The following is a 21,243-nucleotide window of genomic DNA, read 5'->3' as shown; positions in this document are numbered from 1 at the left end:
TCTATTTCGCGATGCCGATCGTCTTCTCGAAGGCGTGCACGTCGTCGAGCTCAGGGTCCTCCGACTCGACGCAGCCCGGCTTCGGCACCAGCTTGCCATCCTTGACCTGCGATACCGGTCCGGCGTGGTTGGCGTTGTGACGTGGGCCATTGCCGATGTACCAGGGCGAACAGAACATGTCGCTTTCGAACCTGTTCACGTTGCGCAGCGCGGTGGTGACGGAGGCGCGGTCGATCTTCGCCGGGTCCATCTTCAGCAGGGTCTCGGCCGTGACACGCGCCGCGAGGTAGCCGGCCTGCGAGAAGGTGTCCCGCGGGTCCGAACCCTGGCCATACTTGTCCATCACCGCGAGCCAGTTCAGCGTATCGGGCGTCCCGGCGTTGGCAGCGTTCAGCTCCATATCGACCGTGACCTTGCCGTCCCAGTATTTGCCGATCGCATGCGGGAAATCCGGATTGTACAGCGACGCCGGACCGGTGAAGTGCACCTTTTCGGCCAGCCCCTGCTCTTCCGCCGCAGCGAAGATCGGCACTGCCAGCCCCTTGGGGGTGCCGACGCTGATTACGTCAGGCCTGAACGCCATGGCTTCGAGCACGATCGAGGTCGCATCAAGGGAGCCGGGGTCGAAGGCAATGATCTTGCCGTCACCGCCCTGCTTCTTGATCCAGGCGACCGCGCCGGTGCAGGACCATTCACCCACATTGGGAATATTCGGCGCGATGCACACCACGCGCTTGATCTTGCCGGGATAGGTCCGCGCGACATCCATCACGGCCTTGGTGTTGCTGACGCGCGGGCCGGCATTGGTCGGCGCATAGTTCTTCTGGAAGAAGCAATCGCGCGGCACGCCGACGCCGGCGATCACCATGATGTCTTCCTTTTCGTAGATCCCCTGATTGGCGCCGCAATCGACGAAGCTCATGTTGCCGACCAGCGCGACCGCCTTCTGGTCACGGATCAGCTTGGCTGCGACCTGCGACGACTGCTCCGGATTCCAGGCGTCGTCCTCGAGCAGATATTTGACCGGGCGGCCATTGACGCCGCCATTGGCGTTCAAGCACTTGAAATACGCCGCCGCTGCCAGCCCCGACGAGCTGAAATTATCCGGGCCGGTGATGCTGACGATGCCGCCGACGACGATCGGCTCGCCGGTCGCCGCCTTGCCCGTGCCGGCACCGCATTTCGGATCAGCCGCGTAGGCAGCGCTGCCAAGGCAGGCCGCAAGCGCTGCGATGACGGCAGCGAAGATCATCTGTCTCAATGTCATGCGTTCCCCTCCATACCCCAATTGTTGCGTGGGCTTCGTTGTTTCGGCACGCTTCCCCTTGCGCGTCGTGCAATGCAATAGCGGCGCGTTGTTCGGCCGAATTGATCCAGATACTAGGCAGGGGCGATCAGGCGCGTCTTGGACTCGGACGCAATCGGCCTAGGACATAAACGAGCAATGTGTGCCCGAAGGCCGCGTGCGCCGAGTGACCGATGCCCCAGCCCCGGCGCACGCGGTCGCCCCCGTCACCTCATCGCGTCAGCGACGAGCCGTGTGTCGGTGAATTGCTCGAAGCGCACCACGCGTCCCTCATCCACGTCCCAGACGTGCACGACGCGCGCGCTCATCGCCTTGCCGGTCGGCTTGTAGTGTCCGGAATAGGTCCCGACCCCGACGATCGTCGTGCCGCCGTCGATCAGTCTCTCAAGCGTGAACGTGTAACCGGTCCACTCCTGGCCAATGCGCTGGAACACGCCGGCGATGATGGCGTCTGCGCCGACATAGGTCCCCGCATAAGGAAAGCCCGCCATCTCGGTCCACCTGGTTTCCCCGGTGATCGGCGCCATCATGGCAGCGAGATCGCCACGATCCGATCCAGCATAATGCGCCTTGATTGCGTCGTAGTTGCTCACGTCACGGCTCCCTTGATCACACCGGCTCCTTGCCGGGGTCGTAGCTGGTTCTGGACTTGATCTTGATGAAAGCGCCGGCCGGCTTGTTCTCGACCCGGCCCTCGCTCGTCACGCCGAGGAATTTCCCGGTCGAGCGCATGGCATCCCAGTTGTAGAAGAAGATCGACGCGACCGGGATGATGAACTCGCGGAATCCGAAGACGTACTGGTTGTGATCGAACTTGTATGTCGTCGTCAGATCGACGTCGCCATGGCCGCGCTGGACGCCGACCAGATTTTGCCAGGCATAGCGCTGCGAGCTGAGATAGACGTGCTCGTAAAGGTGCTGCGGGCTGTATTCGTAGTGGGCCGTCATCCCGACCAGATCCCGCGACGGCGCCGGCTCGAAACCCGCTGGCGGAATGGCGGGATCGCCGACGACACCGGGCGTGTAGACCTGCGCAACCCGCGGTTCGCCTGGAGCTTCGCCTACGGCGCGGACGCGCTCGCGCACCGACAGCACCCGACGCGTCCTGGTGTTGACGATGAACGCTTCGTCCTCTGTCGCACGCGCAGCAAAGGTGACGTTGATGAAGACCACATCGGGTGCCACGATGATTGCCTCGTACCAGTCTGCACCGGCCGCATCGCCCTCGCGCCATTCAAGGCGGTCGGCCGAGGCGAAAGCCAGGTCAATGGCGCGACCATCCTTCAGCGTGATCTTGAGGCTCTGGCCGGCAAGCATGTCCGTGGTCGGCAGCCGGTTGGTTGCAATGCCGGCGGCGAAGTCATCGAAATTCTTCCAATCAGCGGGCCTGTCATTGTTCTGCATCTTTTGCCTTCCGCTCACTCGACGAATGCCAACGTCGGCAGGTCGACGACCGCCGCTCCGCCGTCGACGGTCAGGATCGAACCGTTCATGGCCGACGCCTCATCCGACGCGAGGAAGCAGATGACATTGGCGACCTCCTCCGACGTTGCCGGGCGGCCGAGCGGTACATCCTTGGTGACCAGCCGATAGGCTTCCTCGATCGAACGGAGTCCGTGCTTCTCGACGACGACCTGCATCTGCTCGTCGGCCATCGCAGTCGCAACCCAGCCGGGGCATACGATGTTGGTCCGCACACCCTTGCGGCCGTAATCGCGCGCCAGCGATTTGCCGAAGCCGATGCAGGCGTGCTTCATCGTCACATAGCCGGCCGCATCGGGGCCCGCGAACAGACCGGCGATCGAGGCGACAATCACGACGGTGCCTTTTCGCGCGATCAGATCGGGAAGGCTTTCGCGGGCACAGACAAAGGCTGTGTCGAGATTGAGTCGGGTCGCCAGCGACCACGTCTCGTCGGTCATCGAGATTGTCGGACCGACGCCGTGCCCTCCGGCATTGGCGATCAGGATGTCCACCCCGCCGAACTTGTCGTGGATCTCCTTCAAGGCCGCCCGTACCCCGACGCTGTCGGCCGCATCAGCCTGCACCACGAAGCAACCGGTTTCATCAGCCAAGGCTTGCAGCGGCTCCCGTCGCCGGCCCATGACCGCAACATTGGCGCCCTCCGACGCAAGCCGCCGTGCGACGGCCGCTCCTATTCCGGTGCCGCCGCCCGTTACCAAAGCAGTTCGTCCGCGAAATCTCATGTGCTTGCCTCGCCCCGCCCGATGCCGCCCGCGCCTTCGTCGAACCGGACGACACTACTGACCGACGATCTTCGTTGCGATCAGAGTGTCCTACCGGATCGAATCCGTCTTGGACTCAGGCGCAGACCCGCTAGGACGCGGGCGCGTACGGCCATCCTGCTCGCGAGGTGCCGCCAAGCGCGGCCTCGCTTGCGAGGCCTCGTTTTGCAATTCTGTGGTTTTGAAAGAGCCGAGATGGACGAGAATAACCGCTTGAAAAACTTTCGTTCTCGGCTCCCATCCATCATGGGCTCAACTTGAGCTGGCTCGCGCTGGATATGACCAGCGCGATCTCCTATGCGGGATGTCGCCCCTGAAGCAGTTCATTCCGAACCCGATGCTCGCTCTCCAGATCGGAAGCCTGTCCAACCCGCTGTTGGACATGTCCCTGAATTGCATCGATGACGTTTGAGGAATGCGTCACGAAGCCAAAGCATTTCTTGACGTTGAACAGCGTTGCTTCAACACAGAAGCCCGGCGAGGTCGTTGCGCAGCAGTCCTCGACCAGGAGGCAACCGTAGCCCAGGAAATTCGCGTCGGTGAGCGAATGCAGCACGCATTGATCGGTGTTGACGCCGGCGAACAGGATCGTCTTGGTTCCGAGATTGCGCAGGATGCTGTCCAGCGGCGTGTCCCAGAAGCCGCTGATCCGGTATTTGTCGACGTGAATGTCCTCGGGCTCCTGCTGCAATTCATCGACGACGGCCGCGGCCCAGCTGTCCTTCTGCAGCACACGCGCGCCGCTGCCCGGCAACGCCTCGCCAAGACCGATACCGACACCCTTCGGCTTGTACAGATGGAGCTGGTTGGGCGCCATGTTCTTGAGATCGGGCCGATTGCCCCAGTTCAGCCAGATCACGTGCACGCCGGCATTCCGCAACACCGGGAGAAGCTTCTGCAGCGGCTCGATCGGCGCCCGATCCGGCGTGTGATCGAGGCCGAGATGGTCGACCCATCCCCCCTTCGCGCAAAAGTCGTTCTGCATGTCGACGACGATCAGAGCGGTGCGGTGCAGGTCGACCGTCACCGTCTGAGGTTGCGCGTCGATCGTAACCGCTTGCGGCGGCGGCGGCGGCATCGCCATGTTGACGTTGTTGTCGTCGACCAGCCATTTGTAGCCGGGAGCCGACCCGAGGGGATTGGCGGTGCCGGACGCTGCGGATTCGGCGGCCTTTGCTAAAGTGGAACTCGTCATCGGACTTTCCTCCCTTGCATATGTTTTCTTGAAGTCGGTTGCGATCAGCCGCCGCGTTCGAACGGAATGGTCAGGGCTGAGGGCTGCCGGCTCTTTCCGACGAAGCCCGCGATGGCGACCAGCGCCAGCAGGTATGGCAGCAGCAACAGAAGCGCGACCGGCACATCGAGCTGCAACGCCGGCGCCAGGAATTGCAGCGCGGTCGCGAAGCCGAACAGCAGGCACGCCGCCAGCGTGTACCAGGGATTCCAGCCGCCGAAGATCACGGCCGTGATCGCGAGATAGCCTGCTCCCTTGGTCATGTTCTCGGTGAACGTATTGCTGTCCGCAACCGACATGAAGGCGCCGCCGAGCCCGGCCAGGATGCCGGCGTAGAGCACGCCGAGATAGCGCGTCCTGGCGACGCTGATGCCCGCCTTGTCCGCGGCGCGAGGATCCTCGCCGACCGCCCGCACCGCCAGCCCGAACGACGTGTACTTCAGGATCAGCCACGTCACGACGACCATCAGGATGCTGACATAGGCAAGGCCGGTCTGGTTCGCCAACGCCGGCCCGATTACCGGGATATGAGCGAGCCACGGCAGATTGAGCTGCGCGAAGCCGGGAATCGGATCGCGCGACAGCGGCCCGAAGATCTCACGGTAGAGAAACGTTGTTGATCCCAGCGCCAGGATGTTGAACCCGATCCCCACCACCAATTGATTGGCGCGCAATGTCACGCTCAACACGGCCTGCGCCCCAGCAACCGCCGTCGCGACCAATACGCCGGCCGCGACGCCAATGAGCGGCGAGCCGGTCGCCCACGATGCCAGCGCCGCCGTGAAAGCCGACATCAACATCATGCCGTCGAGGCTGAGGTTGAGCACGCCGGCGCGCTCGCTCAGCATCTCGCCGGTTGCGGCGAAAATGATCGGAACCGCTAGCCGGAGTCCGGAACCGATGAACACAGCCATTTGTTCGTCAATCATCGGGTCACCTTTCGGTTGGTGAGGATCGCGGAGCCGGCAATGACGATGACGATCAGGCCCTGGCAGATCAGGACGACGGCGGACGGGACGTGGGCGGAGATTTCCATGTTGATCGATCCCGAGCGCAGGAATCCGAACAGCAACGCCCCGATCACGACGCCGACGGCCGAGCCGCGCGACAGCAGGCCGACCACCAGACCGTCAAATCCGTAACCGGACGAGAAATCGCTCGTCAGATAGAATTGCTGTCCGAGGATCATGATCGCGCCACCGAGACCGCCCAGGCCGCCGGACACCGTCATCGCCAGGATCACGTAGAAGCTCGTCCGCATGCCGGCACGGCGGGAAGCCGTCGCATTCAGGCCGACGGCGCGCAGCCGCAGGCCGAGCGTAGAGTGCTTGAGCACCAGCCACACCACGACGACCGCGATCGCTGCTATCAGCAAACCGATGTGGAGCGGAGATCCATTGTCCGGGAATAGCAGCGGCAGCTTGGTTGTGTCAGGAATCTCCGCCGATTCCGGCAGCGACGACACGTCGCTGATCGGCTTCCGCAGCAGGTGAAAGGACTCGACCGACCAGTACACCAGCGGCAGCGCGATGAAGCTCAACAGCAATGTGCTGATGACCTCGTTGGTGCCGCGCGCCGCCTTGAGGAAGCCCGCCAGGCCGCCCCAGACGGCACCGGCGACGGTTCCCACGGCAAGCGGCACGATGAACGCCAGTCCCAGCGGCAGACCACCGGCGCCATGGAGAGCCGCCGCGGTTGCGAACATGCCGCCCATCGCGATCTGCCCTTCGCCTCCCACATTGGTCAGGTTGGCACGGCTGGCGAAGATGAAGCCGAGACCGACCAGCGCGAGGCTGATGGCGCGATTGATCGAAGCACCGATGTTGAAATCGCTTCCCGCCATGCCGTCCCAGAAGGCTTCGATCGCCTCGACGACGGACGCACCGGTGGCAGCGATAATGAGCAGGCCGATCCCGAGCGCGATGACGGTCGACACTACGGGAACCAGAACCTGCAGCGGCACGAGCTTGCGCCGCGTGCCCTGCGCAAGCTTCGGATTTTTCATGACCATGGCTAACCTAGACATGCGCGTGCCCCGACATCATCGCCCCGATCGCCTCACGGCTGAACGACCCGGCCGCGAGCTCGCCAACCAGCTTGCCGCGGTAGATCACCGCGATCCGATCCGACACGGCCATCAGTTCCTCGAGCTCGCTGGAGATCAAAAGCACCCCGAGGCCGTCATCGCGGGCAGCACGGATGCGATTGTAGACGGCCTCGATCGCACCGACATCCAGCCCGCGCGTCGGCTGCGCCGCGAGCAGGAACACCAGCGGATCGAGCGAGAGCTCGCGTGCGAGCACCGCCTTCTGCTGATTGCCGCCGGAGAGGCTCGCCATCGAAACATCAGGGCTGCTCGCCCGCACGTCGAAGTCGCGCATCATTGTCTCTGCCGCCTTGCGGCGCGCCGATTTGTCGAGCAGGCCGAAGCGGCTGAATTTTCCGATCGCGCCGAGATAGAGGTTCTCGGCAACCGACAATTCCTTGATGCAGGCCACTGCATGGCGATCCTCGGGAACGATGCCGACACCGGCATCCGTGATCTCTTGCGGCGTGCAGCCGGTGACCTGTGTCCCGCCGACGACGATCGCGCCTCCGCTTGGCGCGGCGAGACCAGCCAGGATCAACCCGAGCTCGGTCTGGCCGTTGCCCTCGACGCCGGCGATCCCGACGATCTCGCCGGTGCCGACCGTGAGGCTCAAGCCATCGAGCCGCGGCACCCCATGCGGGTCGCGATACACGAGGTCCGAGATCTGCAGCACCGCCTCGCCCGGCGACGTCGGACCAACATCCGAGCTGGATTTCGCCGGCGTCTTGCCCTCGATATCGACCGCTGCGGCGAGCACCGAACCTGCCGACTGGACATCGCGGCCGACCATGGAGCGCACCAGTGACCGGATGTCGGCGCCCTCCATCGCGACGGTCTCGATGATCCGGCCCTGCCGCAGAACGGTCGTGCGATCGGCCACACGGCTGATCTCGCCGAGCTTGTGCGTCACCAGGATCACGGATTTTCCGCGCAGCGCCACCTGGCGGCAGATCGCCAGCAGCGCGTCGATCTCGTCCGGCTGCAGCACGGCCGTCGGTTCGTCGAGCACGAGCAGTTGCGGATCGCCGAGCAGGCATTTGATGATCTCGACCCGCTGCCGCTCACCGACCGAAAGCTCGTCGATCCGCGCCTCGGGATCGATCTCGAGCCCGTATTCCGCGGCGAGCTGCTCCATCCGCACGATGATATCTTGCGGCTTCAGCACCGCGCTGGCGCGCCCGAGCATCAGGTTCTCAGCCACGGTCATGTTGGGCACCAGGCTGAAATGCTGATGCACCATCACGACGCCGCGTTGCAGCGCTTCCGCCGGGCCACGCGGATCAAACGGCTCTCCGCCCAGCGTCATCGTGCCGGCATCCGGCCGGTGCACCCCGAACACCAGATTGCACAATGTCGATTTGCCGGCGCCGTTCTCGCCAAGCAGGCAGTGCACCTCGCCGCGCTCGATCAGCAGCGATATGTCGTCGAGCGCGGTAAAAGCCCCGAAGCGCTTGGTCAGACCAGACAGTTCGAGCAGAGCCACGGTCAGCCCACCTTGACTTTGATCTTGTTCGACAGCAGGTCTTCCTTGAGCTCCTTGATCTTTGCCTGGATCTCGGGCGTCGCCCCGCCGCAGATCTCGATGTCGGCCGAGCGTGGCCCCATGGCGAGGCCGAACTGCTTGTATTCCGGGTGCCACGTTCCGGCGACGGCCTGGTCGATGGCGTATTCGACCATGAACCCGATGCCGCTGACCGTGTAGGCGATGTAGAGCGGGTTGTTGTCGGAGCAGTAATTGGTATAGCTCCCGATCATCCTGGTGCCCTTCTCGCGCGCCGCCTGCTCCATTCCGCGCACACCGAGATTGAGGATGTTGTAGTGGACGTCAGCCCCTTGCGCGATCGAGGCAAGGGTTGCTTCCTTCGCCTTGGCGACGTCGTCAAAGTCGCCGGTGTAGGTCACGAAGCATTTGGTATCCGGCTTGAGGTGCTTGGCGCCGTTCGCGAATTCCGTTCCGGTGTTGACGATGGCGGGAATTTCAAGCCCGCCGACGTAGCTCACCGCGCCGTTCTTCGACATCATCGCGGCGACCGCGCCGGCAATGAAGCCGATCTGGGCCTGCAGTACGTCGTATTGCGCGACGTTGTCGGTCGGCTGTCCGGTCGGGCCGACGATCGAGAACTTCACCTTCGGGAACCGCTTGGCGACCTTGAGCACCGAGGCCTGCGTCTGCCCCGCGGCGCCGATCACCATGTCGTTCTTGGTCGCGAGCGTGACGAGCGCCTGCTCCATGTCCGCGAACTTGACGTTCTCGATCGACGTGATCACGACATTCTTGCCGTGACGTTGCTCGGCCGCCTTCATGCCGTTATAGGCCGACTCCATCCAGCCATGGTCGGCCCTCGACCCCGGAATGAGAATGCCGATGCGGAGCGGCTTCGCAGCGTCGTCGGCGAAGGCGAGCCGGCCTGATGAACCGATAAAGGCCGCCGAGAGCAGGCCTGTTTGCAGAAATGCACGACGGGTACCGTTCATGTGTTTCCTCCTGTTCGTTCCCGCTGTTGCCGCATTCTTTTTATTGCGGCATTTTTGTTATCTACGGCGCGGCCATCGGCCGTGCTGTCGTCTTCAGAATCGAAGCAACCTCATCTCGCGGCCATCGTCGCCAACGCTCCGACGGCGTCGACGAAGCACTTCATCGGCGCTTGCACGACGCCGGCGCCGATGATCCCCTTGCCCGGCTCCTTGTGCGCCGTTGCGGTGTTGATGACCGGCCGCATGCTCTCGTCGACGACCTTGCGGATATCGATGCCGACCGGAGCTCCGATGAAGTCGAGCATCGGCAGAGTGAAGCCGGGATTGCGGCCGACGGTGACGTGCGCCATCTCGCGCGAATAGCGCAGCGCGTCCTGCGGCGTGCCGCCGACGAACTGGACCATCGCGGGAGCCGCCGCCATCGCAAACGCGCCGAGCCCAGCGGTCTCGGTGATCGCGCTGTCGCCGATATCGGGATTGGCATCCGCCTCGCTGAAGCCGGGCAGGAACAGGCCGACAGGGATGTCGGCCGGGCCGACGAACCATTGCCCGTCCAGTCCGCTGACCCTGATGCCGACATTCACGCCGTTGCGCGCCATCGCCGTAACGATGCTGCTGAACGGCACGCCGTGCGCGGCATCCATGGTTGCCTTGCACGCCGCCATCGACAGGCTCAGGAAGAACATGTCGTCCGCCCCGATCGTCCGCAGCGTCTCGTGAACGACATCGCGCGAGATCGAGGACTTGAGCAGCGCTTCCGTGACGGCGCGATACAGCAGCAGGGTCGCGGCCGTGTTGCGATTGTGGACGTCGTCGCCCATGTGCAGCGACTGCGACATCAGCGGCTTCAACGGCACCCCGCCATCGATGCCGGCGACGGCGGCCTTCAGGCACGGCGCCAGCACATTCTCGATGAGCTTGAGGCCTTCGATCACTTCAGGGGCGAAGGCGCCGAAACGCAGTGTCTTGGCACCGCCGGATTCCATCATCGGCGCATAGGCGCGATTGCCCGTGGTCTTGTTCTCCACCACGAATAGCGGCATCGAGGGCGAAACGATCCCGGTCATCGGCCCGACCGCGCCGAATTCATGGCACGGCGCGAAGCGGATGCCGCCTGACGCGGCGAGTTGCTCGGCCTCGTCGGGGGTCGTGGCCCATTTCTCGTAGAGGATTGCGCCGACCACCGCCCCCTTCATCGGGCCGCACATGTCGCTCCAGGCGATCGGCGGGCCGGCATGGAGCAGCGTCCGGCCCATGTCCGGCCAGATCTCGGATGCGTGCGCCGCGACGTCGACCCATACCGGCTGTGCGGTCAGGATGCGCTCGAGCACTTCCGCATTGGCGCGGTCGATCCGCGATCCCAGGCAATCGGCATCACCGGCATCGCCAACCAGTTGCGCGAGGCTCCAGGCGATCTCGGGACTTCCATCGCCGACCGGCCGCCACTGCAGCCGCACCAGCGGCGCACCGCTGCTTTCGACACCGTGATCGAGGTCGGCGGCGCCGAGGCTGATGACGGATGTCTTGGCCTGGAGTGCGGAGGGAGCTGCGTTCATCATCGTTCTCCTCCTTGCATCGCACGACGCCCTGTGCCGCTGTCATCGGCCGCCATGCGGCTCGCGATGGCTTGGGCGGCAAGGGCCGCGCCGGTGCTGCTGCCGACAATCTCCGCGCCGGCGTCCGCCAGCATGGCTTTCTGGGTTCCGACCGGCTGCGGATCTGAATCCGTGCCGCAGACGAAGCAGATAACAGGGAGCTCCCGCCCTTGCGCCCGCGCGGCGGCCTTCGCCCGGCGGATGGCCGGAGCCAGAATCTCTGCGGGATTCGGGTGACTGCCGTGGCCTAGCACGACGTCCAGAACGATGCAGGCAACGGTCGGATCGTCCGCCTCCTTCAGCAGCAGCTCGATCCGCACGCCGTAGTCGATCATCGGATGCGGACGCCCCACCGTGAATTCGTCACTGCCCAAATCGATCACCGTGTGTCCGCGGCTCTCCTCCACGTCGGCGAGACGGTCTGCGGCGGCGAGCGGCGTGTTCGACCGGGCACGAATGCCCGCGGCCCGCCAAATGGTTTGGGCTTCCGAGCAGAACGTGCCGCCGGAGTAGAGACCGCGCAGGTAGCGCTGCGACGGCGCCAGCGCCGCACAAATCCGCGTTGCCAACCGTTCGATGGCCTGATCGTCACTCACGGCCAGGCGCGCGCCCGCAAGCGCAACGGCTTGCCGCGCCGTCTCCCCGAGCGACGAGGCGCGGTGGACATTGCCGGCGGATGCCGCAGGCTCGCCGCCGAGAAAGCAGATCACGACCGGCTTGCCGATCGCGCTCGCGCGCTCGATCACCCGCTTCTGCACGTCGCGTGCGGGAGGCTTGGAGACGATAGCGACAACCTTTGTCTGCGGGTCGGCCGCCAGCAACTCAAGGCCCTGCAGCATGGTGATGCCGCCGACTTCGCTCGAGACGTCGTGGCTGCCGGTGCCGATCGCGTGCGATATGCCCTGCCCATGGCGATGGACCTGGCACATCACTTCCTGCAGGCCCGTGCCCGACGCGCCAACCAGCCCAATGACGCCCCGCCGAACGACGTTGGCAAATCCGAGCGGCACGCCGTTGATGATCGCCGTGCCGCAATCCGGCCCCATCACGAGCAAGCCCTTCTGGGCCGCAACGCGCTTGATGGCCTGCTCCTGCTCGATCGGCACGTTGTCGCTGAACAGCAACACGTTCAGGCCCTGGCGCAGCGCCTTCAAGGCTTCCGCGGCGGCATAGGGGCCCGGCACCGAGATCAATGCGAGGTCGGCATGATCGGCAATCGCGACGCCGCCGGAGATCGATCGCGGCGGCGCTTCCGCCGCAGGTTCGCCCGCCCCACCCTTCGGCTCTTCGCCCACGATCAGGGAGTGAATCTCCCGCTCTGCGGCGGCGAGCTTTTCGGGTGCGTCGTCCGTCACGACGATCATGATATCGCCCGGTTTGGCGCCCTCGAGCGCGGGGTTCATCAGCCCGGCCTGCTGCAGGAATTCCTTGTTGCTGCGGGTTCCCATCAGCAGCGTGACCCGCTGCACGCCGGTCCGCGCGACCGTGACCTGCGAGATCCGCATCAACGACACGGAATCCTTGTACAGGTTCGCCCTTATGCTGGATTGGATGGCCATTGCCTTGTCGTTCCCTTGAATCCCGCAGGCTGCTTGTTTGTCTTGTGCTTGAGCTTCAGCCAGCGGCCAGCTCGATCGCCTGAGCAGATGAGACGCCGAGGCGTCTCATCTGCTTCAACTCCGAGAGCGCCTGCGCAATTGCGGTCGTCAGGTGCGGACCGCCATCTTGCTCGACACCCAAATCCAGATTGGCGCGGGCTGCTCGCCCGCCGATGCGCCAATCCCGGTAGCTATTGAATGACGTGCGTGCCGGTCTCGCCGCGCAGCGCCGCCATCGCACAATCGAGGTGACTGATGATCGCGCGCTTTCCACCGCCCTCGAGAAACCGGATGGCCGCATCGACCTTGGGGCCCATGCTTCCCGGAGGAAAATGGCCTTCGCGATGGTAGGCCTTGATCTCCTCGAGGCTGACCTGATCGAGTTCCCTCTTGTTCGGCTTGCCGAAGTTCACGGCGACACGCGGCACTGCCGTCAGGATCAGCAACTCTTCGATACCAAGCACATTCGCGATGTGAGCGGACGTCAGGTCCTTGTCGATGACTGCCGGCACGCCGGTGCGGACGCCCTTTGCGTCACGAACCACGGGAACGCCGCCGCCGCCTCCCGCGATGACGATCGTCCCCCGCTTGACCAATGCGTCGACCAGCGAGATGTCGCAGACATGCTTGGGCTTCGGCGACGGCACGACATGACGCCAGCCGCGCCCCGAATCCTCGCGCATCGCCCAATTGAGCTCGTCGCTGATCTTCCTGGCCTCGTCTTCCGAAAAGAACGGCCCGACGAACTTCGTCGGATTTTTGAACGCGGGATCGTCCTTGTCGACCTCGACCTGGGTCAGCAGGCTTGCCACATGTCGCTGGTTGCCCTGTTCGCGCAGGGCATTCTCGATCGCCTGCATCAGGAGATAGCCGATGCCGCCCTGGCTGTGCGCGACGCAGATGTCCATGTCCATCGGCGGAATTCGGTTCATCGTCAGCATCTGGCGCATCATGATCTTGCCGACGACGGGGCCGTTGCCGTGCGTGATGACCAGCTCATTGTCGAGCTGCGCAAGCGGCAGCAGCGCCTCCGCGGTGATCTGCGCAACGGACTTCTGCTCCTGGGACGTGCCCCTGATGTCTTCGGGGTGAACCGCATTGCCGCCGATCGCAACCACCAGGCGACGCGGCACGTCATTGAGCGTACGCATTTCCTTACCTCCCGGCATTCTGGACGATGGCGACCGCAAGCTCGCACGCCTGCGCGTTCGACGGCGCAACGAGGATTCCGGCCTGCTCCAGTTTCCTGACCTGCGCGGAGCGTCCTTGCGGATCCTGCTCCGTGCCAACGACGGACGCGATCAATGCCGGTGCATCTCGCCCACGATCCGTGACGATCTTGGTCAGATGCTCGGCGGGATCGGCATGCGCGCCATAGCCGAGCACAAGATCAAGCAGGACCACCGAAAGGTCGCGGTTCCTGAGTGCAGCACGCAACGCTTCGTCGCGCACTGACGGGTCGATCATCGGGTGCGGCCGGCCACGGGTATATTCGTCGTCGCCGAGGTCGATCAGCCGATCGCGTCCGTCATTCGGCTCGACGCCGAGCTTGAGCACGCCGGGGATGGCCGCATTCGACGCCACCTTGCGGCCTGCGGCAGCGAGGATCACCTGCGCTTCGGCGCACAACGTGCCGCCGGCGAACAAGCCCTCGATCCCGCCACGACCGTTCCGCGGAATCCTTGACGCAACTGCGTTGGCGTCGAAGCCCGCTCCGATCTTCTGGTGTCCCAGTGCGAGCTCCGCGGCGCCTTTCAGCGTCGGCGAGAAGCGGGCGTTCGGCGGCAGCTCGACCTCCGAGGCGCCGATGAAGCAGACGGTGAACGACTTCTTGCTTTTGCCGATCCGCTGAAGGACGGATTTGGCGACATCAGGATGCGGCGGTTTCGAGATCAGCACCACGTGGTCGGTTTCCGGATCGGAATCGAACGCATCGATCGCCATCAGCGTGGTGATGCCGCCGATGTCCTTCTTCAGATCGCGCCCGCCAACGCCAATGGCATGGGAGATTCCCGCGCCGGCTTCCGAGATCAGGCACGAGACCTCTTGCGTTCCCGTACCCGACGCGCCGACGATGCCGATCCGACCACGCGTCAGCTTGTTGGCAAACGCCAGCGGCGCGCCGCCGATCACGGCGGTTCCGCAATCCGGTCCCATCATCAGGAGGCCGGCCGCCCGCGCCTGCTGCTTGAGTGACAATTCGTCCTCGAGCGACACGTTGTCGCTGAACATCAGGACATGCAGGCCGCGATTGAGCGCCTTGCGGGCCTCCGCGGCGGCGAACTCGCCGGGCACGGAAATCAGCGCGAGATTGATCTCCGGCCTGTTCTTCACAGCGGCGGCGATCGAGTGCGGCCGCCAGGCCGACTGTGCCTCGCCCTGGCTCTTCGGCTTGTCGAGCGACTTGATCGCATTGTCGAGGGCTTCGCGGGCAGCGGTCTCGGACTCGGCCTTGACCGCGATCACGAGGTCATTGCCCTTCACGGCAGTGCCCTCCTCGAGCAGCCCCGCATTGCGCATGATCGCAGCGTTCGACGGAGTACCCATCATCAACGCCGCCTCGATCACGCCGGGCGACCCGGCGACCTCGCGCGACAGCCGCATCAGCGCGACTGAATCGAGATAGAATCCCTTGCGGACCTCATTCAGGACAACGACGTTCATGACACCCCCAAATCCTTGGCGATCGCCACGATCGCCTGCTGGAAGCACGCCAACGGCGCCTTGACCACGCCGGCACCGACCTGGCCGATGCCGGGCTCGCGATGCGCGATGCCGGTGTTGATGACGGGCACCACGCCGGAATCGACGACCAGGCGGATATCAATGCCGGTCGGCACGCCCGCGAAGTCCATTGCGGCGATGGTCCATTCCGGATTCTGCGCAACCGTGATCTCGCCCATCGAGCGGGTGAAATTGCCGGCCTCGGACGGCGCGCCGGCCCCCACGAAGCCAGCAACTGCGGGCGCGGCCGCCATCGCAAATCCGCCCAGGCCGATCGTCTCGACGATCGCGGAATCGCCCATGTCCGGATTGGCGTCCTTCTCGGAATAGCCGGCAAAATACAGCCCTTCCGGCATTTCGACCGGCGCGGTGAACCATTGCTCGCCGAGCCCGCTGACCCGGATTCCGAAATCGGTGCCGTTGCGGCACATGGCGGTGACGATGGTCGATCCACGAATGCCGTTCGCGGGATCGGTGATCGCCTTGCCCATCGCCATCGCGATGTTGAGGAAGAACTGATCGTTCTGCCCGATGAATGCGAGGCATTCGGCGAGAACGGCATTGTCGGTCGAGGTTCGCGCCATCCAGGGCGCGACCTCCCGAAGGAAAACGCTCGAGCAGGCGAGATTGCGTTGATGCAGCTCGTCGCCCATCGACAGGCCGCGCGCGACGATCGATTTCAGGTCGACGCCACCGGCGGCACGGATCGCCTTGCCCAGAGCGGGCCCGAACACGTCGCGCAACCAGGCGAGCCGCTTCAGCACGCTCGCGTCGTTGCCGCCGAACCGCATCACCTTGCCGAGCCCCTCGTTGACCGCGCAGTAGGCGCGATTTCCGAAGCGTGCGTTCTCGACCACGAACAACGGCATCGACATCGTCGTCATGCCGGTCATCGGGCCGACCGCCCCGAAGTGGTGGTTCGGGTGAAATTCGATCTCGCCACTGGCGGCGAGCTTGGTCGCAGTCGGCAGATCCTGCGCCCATCCTTCGAACACGATGGCGCCCGCGACCGCACCGCGCATCGGCCCGCACATCCTGTCCCAGGAGATCGGCGGTCCGGCGTGCAGGATCATCCGTTCGCGCAGGCCCGGGATCAATTGGCGGGCGGGAACGATGTCGATCAGCCGGGGCTCTCCTTCGAGGATCCGCTCGAGCGCCTGCTGGTTTGCGTCTTCGATCAGTTTCATCGGCGTGCCCTCACACACCGAGCTTCGCGAGCAGGGCCGCCATCTGCGGATCTCCGCCCGCCGATGGCTTCCAGTCGACGTGAACGACGTCGATGCCGCAATCGCGGAGGTCCTTCACGAACCCCTCAAGCCCGACATTCACGACTTCGACCTTGCGCGCCAGCAACTGCTGATACTGCGGCCCATCCTGATCCGTCATCGTCTCCGCCCTAACAAGTTCGTTTTCGTTACGTCGAGCTAATAAGAAAATACTTACTTCGTCAAGACCGGATTCTCGTGAAATGCAAATCTCTGTGCCCGGTCGCGGAGCGGATCGGTCGAAAGCGATCCCGCCTTAAAAAAAGTGCTCCGAACTTGGTTCGGAGCAGTTTGGGAGAACTTGAAATTCGATCGTCATCGCTCGCGAAGGGCGTGGCGCAGGACGATCAGACTGCCTGCAAATGCATCCCGGCCGGATGTGTGGCCGATCGCGGCGAGCGCGATGAAGGCGCGGCGAACTCCGGCGACCTCCCCGCTCATCGTCGCATGGATGGCGGCGTGCAGTGGTGCCGCGCCGTAGCCCAGCGCCGCCGCGCGCAGATGAATTCGGCTGATGTCGTTGGTGCCGTCGAGCAGCGCGCGGCAACGGTCCCACAACGCATCACGACGTTCGGTGCGCCCCAGCGCAGCCAGCGCAATCAGCGCACCACCGATCAGATCGTCGCCGGACGGCGTAAGCCCCGGCCCGAGACCGATCAAGCCGGCAAGCCCGGAGTCTTGAACCGCATGGTCATCCCCTCCTGCCAGGACGCGTTCCAGCGCAGCGAGACCGGGCATGGCAGCCCGAACCAGCGCTGAGGCGTCGCTCGGAACAGGTCCGGCCCCGACAATGGCCAGGCCTTCGGAAGTCAGATCATCGCCCCACATCTCGTCGACGGCATCAAGGCCGCGTCGGAGGCTGCTGATCGACCAATGCGGCGCAGCGCGCGGCGCCCAGACGGACCGCGCGGCCAGATTTGCGAGCGGCGTCCCTGCGATCCACAGAACGCAGTCCGCGACCCGCACGGGATCGCCGACCACAAGGCCCGGCCATCGGAAGTCGCCGAGCACCTGCAACGGCCCCGATCCGATGCCGGTCTGTCCAATGCAGATCCAGATCCCGTCGATGACGGCGTAGAACGAACGTTCGAACACGGCGACGACCTGGCCCGCCGCGCGGTCGCGAAGCGCCCTGTCGGCAAGAAGGCCTACTTCCACACAGTCACAGACCGTCGTTGCGGGCATGCGAGGCCGCTCGCCGTGCGCGCCCGCGCAAACCTGCGTCCTCCCCTCAGCTTCGCGGTCTCCGACAAGCATCCGCCCTCGCCTCCTTCAGCGCGCCTGAGCCGCGAACCGCTGCGGCGCACCGGCCTGGGCCTCGCCGCCCAGATAAGCCGCCTCCAGCAGCGGGTCCTCGGCGATGATATCGGCGGCGCCGCTCTTCAAGATCGCACCGGTCTCCAGGAGATAGGCCCGGTCCGCCAGAGCGAGCGCATGGCCCGCCATCTGATCGACCACGATGATGGTCATGCCCTCGATCCGCAGCCGCTCGAAGGACGCAAACAGCTCGTCGACGACGAGCGGCGCCAACCCGAGCGACGGCTCGTCCAGCATGAAGATCTTCGGCCCGGTCAAAAGCCCGCGCGCCACCGCGAGCATCTGCTGCTCGCCTCCGGACAGCAGGCCGGCGCGCTGATCGATGCGCTCCTTCAGCCGCGGGAAGCGCACGAACATCGCCTCGATCTCGGCATCGAGGTCGATTCCCTTGCGCGCATAGGCGCCGAGCTGCAGATTCTGCTTCACCGTCAGTTCCGGAAACACCTGGCGCCCTTCCGGCACCAGCACGACACCCGAACGGGCGCGAATATGTGCGGGCATCTTGTCGATGCGCGTCTCGGCGAGCCGGACTTCGCCCGTGGATCGCGGCGGTTCGAGACCGGCGATCGACCGCATCAGGGTGGTCTTGCCGGCGCCGTTGGCACCGAGCACGGCAACCGCCTCGCCGGGAGCGACCACGAGATCAATACCGTTCAGGGCGCGCGACAAGCCATAGAACGAATCGAGCGCCTTGACCTCGAGTGCGGTGCCCTGCCGCGCCGGCCGCGGCGCGCGGCTCTTCTCACCCGGCGCGGCGTCGCCAAGATAAGCCTTGCGGACCAGCGGATCGTTGCGGATCGCCGCTGCATCGCCGATCGCGATCCGCTTGCCGCCGTCGAGCACGACGATGAGATCGCTGAGCGACATGATCATCGGCATGTCGTGCTCGACGATGATGACGGCAATCCCGAGGTCGGCGATCCGGCGCAACAGCGCCGTCAGGCGCTGCTTGTCGCCCTTCGAGAGGCCCGCCGCCGGCTCGTCGAGCAACAGGATGCGGGGCCGCAGCGCGAGCGCGCGCGCGATCTCGACCAGCCGCTTCTCGCCATGAGACAGCGAATCCGCAAGCCGATCGACATCGCCGTCGACACCGGCAAAGCGCAGCAGGAACCGGGCAAAACCCTCGGTCTCCGCATTGCGCAGCGCGGAGACAAGGCCGCCAAGACGGCCGGCCCGCTCGGCCAGCAGGATGTTTTCGAGGATCGCGAGCGAACCGAACAATTGCGTGGTCTGGAACGTGCGCGCCACGCCGACCCGTGCCAGCAGATGCGACGTCATGCCGGTGACATCGCGATCGCCAAGCTTCACCGACCCCGCCTGCGGCCGGTAGAAGCCGCAGAGCAGATTGAGCGCACTGGTCTTGCCGGCGCCGTTGGGACCGATGATGCTGGTGACGGCGCCGGGCGCCGCCTGGAACGATACGCCCTGGACGGCGCGCACGCCGCCGAACGAAATCGAGAGATCCGTCACGTCGAGCCCGGCCGCATTGTGCGTCTCGAGCAGCGCCGCGTCGACATTCGCCGCCGCGACCGCGGGCTCGGCCACCGGCTTGCGCGCCGGCAGGAATTTTGCGGCGAGCTGCTCCGCGAGGCCAACGATGCCGGAGGGCGCGGCGCGCAGCACGACGAACAGCAACGCGCCGAAGGCCAGCAGGCGATACTCGGCGAGGTCCGACAGCACTTCCGGCAGCAGCACCACCAGCGCGGCGCCGATCACCGGGCCGAGCGCCGAACCGGCGCCGCCGACCATCACCGCGAACAGGAGCAGCACCGATTGCAGGAACGGAAACGAGCTCGGGCTGATATAGCCCTGCAGCGGCGCGAACAGCGCGCCGGCGAGCGCCATCGCCGCCGCCGAGATCACGAACGCCACGGCGCGGACATGCACCAGATCGATGCCGAGCGAGCGTGTCGCGACCTCGGTATCGCGCGCCGCACGCATGGCATACCCCCACCCGCTGCGCTTCAGCCGCTCGAACAGGATGAGGCCGGCAAACACCAGCACGATGCCCGCGATCGCCAGCGAACGCTCGGACAGCGCATAGCCGAACACGCTCGGCGGCGCGCTCAGCATCAGGCCGTTGCCGCCGCCGGTGAGATCACGCCATTCGATGGTGACATGCTCGACGATGAAGCCGAACGCAATCGTCACCATGGCCAGATACGGCCCGCGCACGCGCAGTGCCGGCATCGCGAGCAGGCCGCCGGCGATGCTGACCAGCACGATGGCCCCCGCCGTCGCGGCAAGGTAGGGCCAGCCGGCCTTCTCCATCAGCAGCACGGTGGTGTACGCGCCGATCGCCATGAAGCCGATATGCCCGAGCGAGATCTGGCCCGCGAGGCCGAGCAGGACGTTGAGGCCGATGCAGCCGATCGCCGTCAGCGCGATCGTCGCGATCAGGAACACCGAATAGCTGTCCGCGACCGCGGCGTAGCCGACGGCAATCGCGAACGCCGCGACCGCGACGAGAAGGGAAGCGCGCGAGGTCATACCTTCTTAACTCCAGCTCGGCCGAGCAGCCCGTGCGGCATGACGACGAGGATGACGATGACGGATGCGAACGTGATGATCTGGGTGTAAACCGATCCGAGATAGTTGGTCGCGAACACCTCGATCAGGCCAAGACACAGCCCGGCCAGCATGACGCCCCAGGCGCTGCCAAGACCGCCGATGATCGCGGCGGCGAACGCCTTGATGCCGAACAGCGTGCCCATCTCGGACGAGACGTTGAACAGCGGCGCGATCAGCAGCGCCGCGACGCCCGCCAACATGGCCGACACCGCGTAGCTCGCGGCAATGGCGCCGCTGACATTGATACCCATCAGCCGTGCGGCATTGGGATTCTGCACCACCGCAAGCATCGCGACGCCATGCCGCGTGCGGCGGGTGATCAGATGCAGCGCCAGCGCAAGCAGGAGGCCGACCACCGGAATCAGGAGCTGCAGGGGATAGACCCCTGCCCCCTCGACGATCTGGATCGGCTTGGCCGCGAGCATCGACGGGAAGCTGCGCGGCTCCTTGCCGAACACGAACAGCATCAGGTTGTCGACCATGATGCCGACCGCCACGGTCGCCATCAGCCAGCTGTCCGACCCGCGCAGCACGAACGGACGAACCGCGAAGCGTTCGATCAGAACGCCGTAGACAGCGCAGACCAGCAACACCGCGGGGACGCCGATCGCGGCCGGCCAGCCCCACACGACGAGGAAGAAGTATCCGGCAACGGCTCCCAGGGTCATCGAGCTGCCCTGTGAGAAGTTGACCGTGCCGGACACGGCATAAGTGACGTGAAAGCCCAGCGCGAGCAGACCGTACATGCTCCCCAGCGCCATTCCGGTTATTATCGCCGAAAGAAACGACATCGATGATCACCCCGATCTGCTTGCTGGACCAC

18 protein-coding genes are annotated in these 21,243 nt (G+C 65.0%); all 18 read right to left on the bottom strand.

All coding sequences use genetic code 11. The annotated features are described in order from the left end of the window. Window position 1: 1 nt before the first annotated feature. A complete protein-coding gene (locus tag H8A95_RS03060) occupies window positions 2-1,267 on the bottom strand; it encodes an ABC transporter substrate-binding protein (protein WP_229181746.1) in 1,266 nt (421 codons plus the stop codon). A gap of 245 nt (window positions 1,268-1,512) precedes the next feature. After that, window positions 1,513-1,899: a nuclear transport factor 2 family protein gene (locus tag H8A95_RS03055; protein ID WP_229181745.1), complete on the bottom strand. Its 387-nt coding sequence runs from the start codon at window positions 1,897-1,899 to the stop codon at window positions 1,513-1,515. Window positions 1,900-1,915: 16 nt separating this feature from the next. Next, window positions 1,916-2,710 carry a MoaF C-terminal domain-containing protein gene (locus H8A95_RS03050; RefSeq protein WP_229181743.1) on the bottom strand — a complete coding sequence of 265 codons (795 nt, stop codon included), beginning with the start codon at window positions 2,708-2,710 and terminating at the stop codon, window positions 1,916-1,918. A 14-nt stretch (window positions 2,711-2,724) separates the two neighbouring features. After that, complete coding sequence (locus H8A95_RS03045; protein ID WP_229181742.1) at window positions 2,725-3,513, bottom strand: SDR family NAD(P)-dependent oxidoreductase; 789 nt, start codon at window positions 3,511-3,513, stop codon at window positions 2,725-2,727. Between the two features lie 334 nt (window positions 3,514-3,847). Beyond that, window positions 3,848-4,747 carry a cysteine hydrolase family protein gene (locus H8A95_RS03040; RefSeq protein WP_229181741.1) on the bottom strand — a complete coding sequence of 300 codons (900 nt, stop codon included), beginning with the start codon at window positions 4,745-4,747 and terminating at the stop codon, window positions 3,848-3,850. Window positions 4,748-4,791: 44 nt separating this feature from the next. Then, a complete protein-coding gene (locus tag H8A95_RS03035; RefSeq protein ID WP_229181740.1) occupies window positions 4,792-5,715 on the bottom strand; it encodes an ABC transporter permease in 924 nt (307 codons plus the stop codon). Then, the gene (locus tag H8A95_RS03030; RefSeq protein ID WP_229181738.1) at window positions 5,712-6,791 is read right to left on the bottom strand and encodes an ABC transporter permease; all 1,080 of its coding nucleotides are present in this window, start codon (window positions 6,789-6,791) and stop codon (window positions 5,712-5,714) included. Before H8A95_RS03030 ends, H8A95_RS03035 begins: the two co-directional genes overlap by 4 nt. Window positions 6,792-6,804: 13 nt before the next feature. Continuing rightward, window positions 6,805-8,358 carry an ABC transporter ATP-binding protein gene (locus H8A95_RS03025; RefSeq protein ID WP_229181737.1) on the bottom strand — a complete coding sequence of 518 codons (1,554 nt, stop codon included), beginning with the start codon at window positions 8,356-8,358 and terminating at the stop codon, window positions 6,805-6,807. Window positions 8,359-8,360: 2 nt separating this feature from the next. Continuing rightward, window positions 8,361-9,350 (bottom strand): BMP family protein, encoded by a 990-nt coding sequence (locus H8A95_RS03020; RefSeq protein WP_229181736.1) that lies wholly within the window; start codon window positions 9,348-9,350, stop codon window positions 8,361-8,363. 110 nt (window positions 9,351-9,460) lie between these two features. Then, window positions 9,461-10,906: a YlbE family protein gene (locus H8A95_RS03015; protein WP_229181734.1), complete on the bottom strand. Its 1,446-nt coding sequence runs from the start codon at window positions 10,904-10,906 to the stop codon at window positions 9,461-9,463. Next, on the bottom strand, window positions 10,906-12,504 hold the full coding sequence (fdrA, locus tag H8A95_RS03010) for an acyl-CoA synthetase FdrA (RefSeq protein ID WP_229181733.1): 1,599 nt from the start codon (window positions 12,502-12,504) through the stop codon (window positions 10,906-10,908). Before fdrA (H8A95_RS03010) ends, H8A95_RS03015 begins: the two co-directional genes overlap by 1 nt. A 230-nt stretch (window positions 12,505-12,734) precedes the next feature. Further along, window positions 12,735-13,694, bottom strand: coding sequence for a carbamate kinase (gene arcC / locus H8A95_RS03005; RefSeq protein ID WP_229181732.1), 960 nt, complete (start codon window positions 13,692-13,694; stop codon window positions 12,735-12,737). Window positions 13,695-13,698: 4 nt separating this feature from the next. Further along, the gene (gene fdrA, locus H8A95_RS03000; RefSeq protein ID WP_229181731.1) at window positions 13,699-15,207 is read right to left on the bottom strand and encodes an acyl-CoA synthetase FdrA; all 1,509 of its coding nucleotides are present in this window, start codon (window positions 15,205-15,207) and stop codon (window positions 13,699-13,701) included. After that, a complete protein-coding gene (locus H8A95_RS02995; protein ID WP_229181730.1) occupies window positions 15,204-16,454 on the bottom strand; it encodes a YlbE family protein in 1,251 nt (416 codons plus the stop codon). Before H8A95_RS02995 ends, fdrA (H8A95_RS03000) begins: the two co-directional genes overlap by 4 nt. Before the next feature lie 10 nt (window positions 16,455-16,464). Beyond that, a complete protein-coding gene (locus H8A95_RS02990; protein ID WP_163152805.1) occupies window positions 16,465-16,653 on the bottom strand; it encodes a hypothetical protein in 189 nt (62 codons plus the stop codon). A gap of 194 nt (window positions 16,654-16,847) precedes the next feature. Further along, a complete protein-coding gene (locus tag H8A95_RS02985; RefSeq protein ID WP_229181728.1) occupies window positions 16,848-17,717 on the bottom strand; it encodes an oxamate carbamoyltransferase subunit AllH family protein in 870 nt (289 codons plus the stop codon). Window positions 17,718-17,804: 87 nt separating this feature from the next. Beyond that, window positions 17,805-20,339, bottom strand: coding sequence for a branched-chain amino acid ABC transporter ATP-binding protein/permease (locus H8A95_RS02980; RefSeq protein WP_229181727.1), 2,535 nt, complete (start codon window positions 20,337-20,339; stop codon window positions 17,805-17,807). Next, window positions 20,336-21,211: a branched-chain amino acid ABC transporter permease gene (locus tag H8A95_RS02975; RefSeq protein ID WP_229181726.1), complete on the bottom strand. Its 876-nt coding sequence runs from the start codon at window positions 21,209-21,211 to the stop codon at window positions 20,336-20,338. Before H8A95_RS02975 ends, H8A95_RS02980 begins: the two co-directional genes overlap by 4 nt. Window positions 21,212-21,243 lie beyond the last annotated feature (32 nt).

This window comes from Bradyrhizobium oropedii (assembly GCF_020889685.1).
Taxonomy (GTDB): domain Bacteria; phylum Pseudomonadota; class Alphaproteobacteria; order Rhizobiales; family Xanthobacteraceae; genus Bradyrhizobium; species Bradyrhizobium oropedii.
This window is presented reverse-complemented; position numbering and strand designations above follow the sequence as displayed.

Coding starts and splice junctions, on each gene's coding strand:
- H8A95_RS03060 (WP_229181746.1), bottom strand. CDS start 1,267: ATGACATTGAGACAGATGATCTTCGCTGCCGTCATCGCAGCGCTTGCG.
- H8A95_RS03050 (WP_229181743.1), bottom strand. CDS start 2,710: ATGCAGAACAATGACAGGCCCGCTGATTGGAAGAATTTCGATGACTTC.
- H8A95_RS03045 (WP_229181742.1), bottom strand. CDS start 3,513: ATGAGATTTCGCGGACGAACTGCTTTGGTAACGGGCGGCGGCACCGGA.
- H8A95_RS03040 (WP_229181741.1), bottom strand. CDS start 4,747: ATGACGAGTTCCACTTTAGCAAAGGCCGCCGAATCCGCAGCGTCCGGC.
- H8A95_RS03035 (WP_229181740.1), bottom strand. CDS start 5,715: ATGATTGACGAACAAATGGCTGTGTTCATCGGTTCCGGACTCCGGCTA.
- H8A95_RS03030 (WP_229181738.1), bottom strand. CDS start 6,791: ATGAAAAATCCGAAGCTTGCGCAGGGCACGCGGCGCAAGCTCGTGCCG.
- H8A95_RS03020 (WP_229181736.1), bottom strand. CDS start 9,350: ATGAACGGTACCCGTCGTGCATTTCTGCAAACAGGCCTGCTCTCGGCG.
- H8A95_RS03015 (WP_229181734.1), bottom strand. CDS start 10,906: ATGAACGCAGCTCCCTCCGCACTCCAGGCCAAGACATCCGTCATCAGC.
- fdrA (WP_229181733.1), bottom strand. CDS start 12,504: ATGGCCATCCAATCCAGCATAAGGGCGAACCTGTACAAGGATTCCGTG.
- arcC (WP_229181732.1), bottom strand. CDS start 13,694: ATGCGTACGCTCAATGACGTGCCGCGTCGCCTGGTGGTTGCGATCGGC.
- fdrA (WP_229181731.1), bottom strand. CDS start 15,207: ATGAACGTCGTTGTCCTGAATGAGGTCCGCAAGGGATTCTATCTCGAT.
- H8A95_RS02995 (WP_229181730.1), bottom strand. CDS start 16,454: ATGAAACTGATCGAAGACGCAAACCAGCAGGCGCTCGAGCGGATCCTC.
- H8A95_RS02990 (WP_163152805.1), bottom strand. CDS start 16,653: ATGACGGATCAGGATGGGCCGCAGTATCAGCAGTTGCTGGCGCGCAAG.
- H8A95_RS02985 (WP_229181728.1), bottom strand. CDS start 17,717: ATGCCCGCAACGACGGTCTGTGACTGTGTGGAAGTAGGCCTTCTTGCC.
- H8A95_RS02980 (WP_229181727.1), bottom strand. CDS start 20,339: ATGACCTCGCGCGCTTCCCTTCTCGTCGCGGTCGCGGCGTTCGCGATT.
- H8A95_RS02975 (WP_229181726.1), bottom strand. CDS start 21,211: ATGTCGTTTCTTTCGGCGATAATAACCGGAATGGCGCTGGGGAGCATG.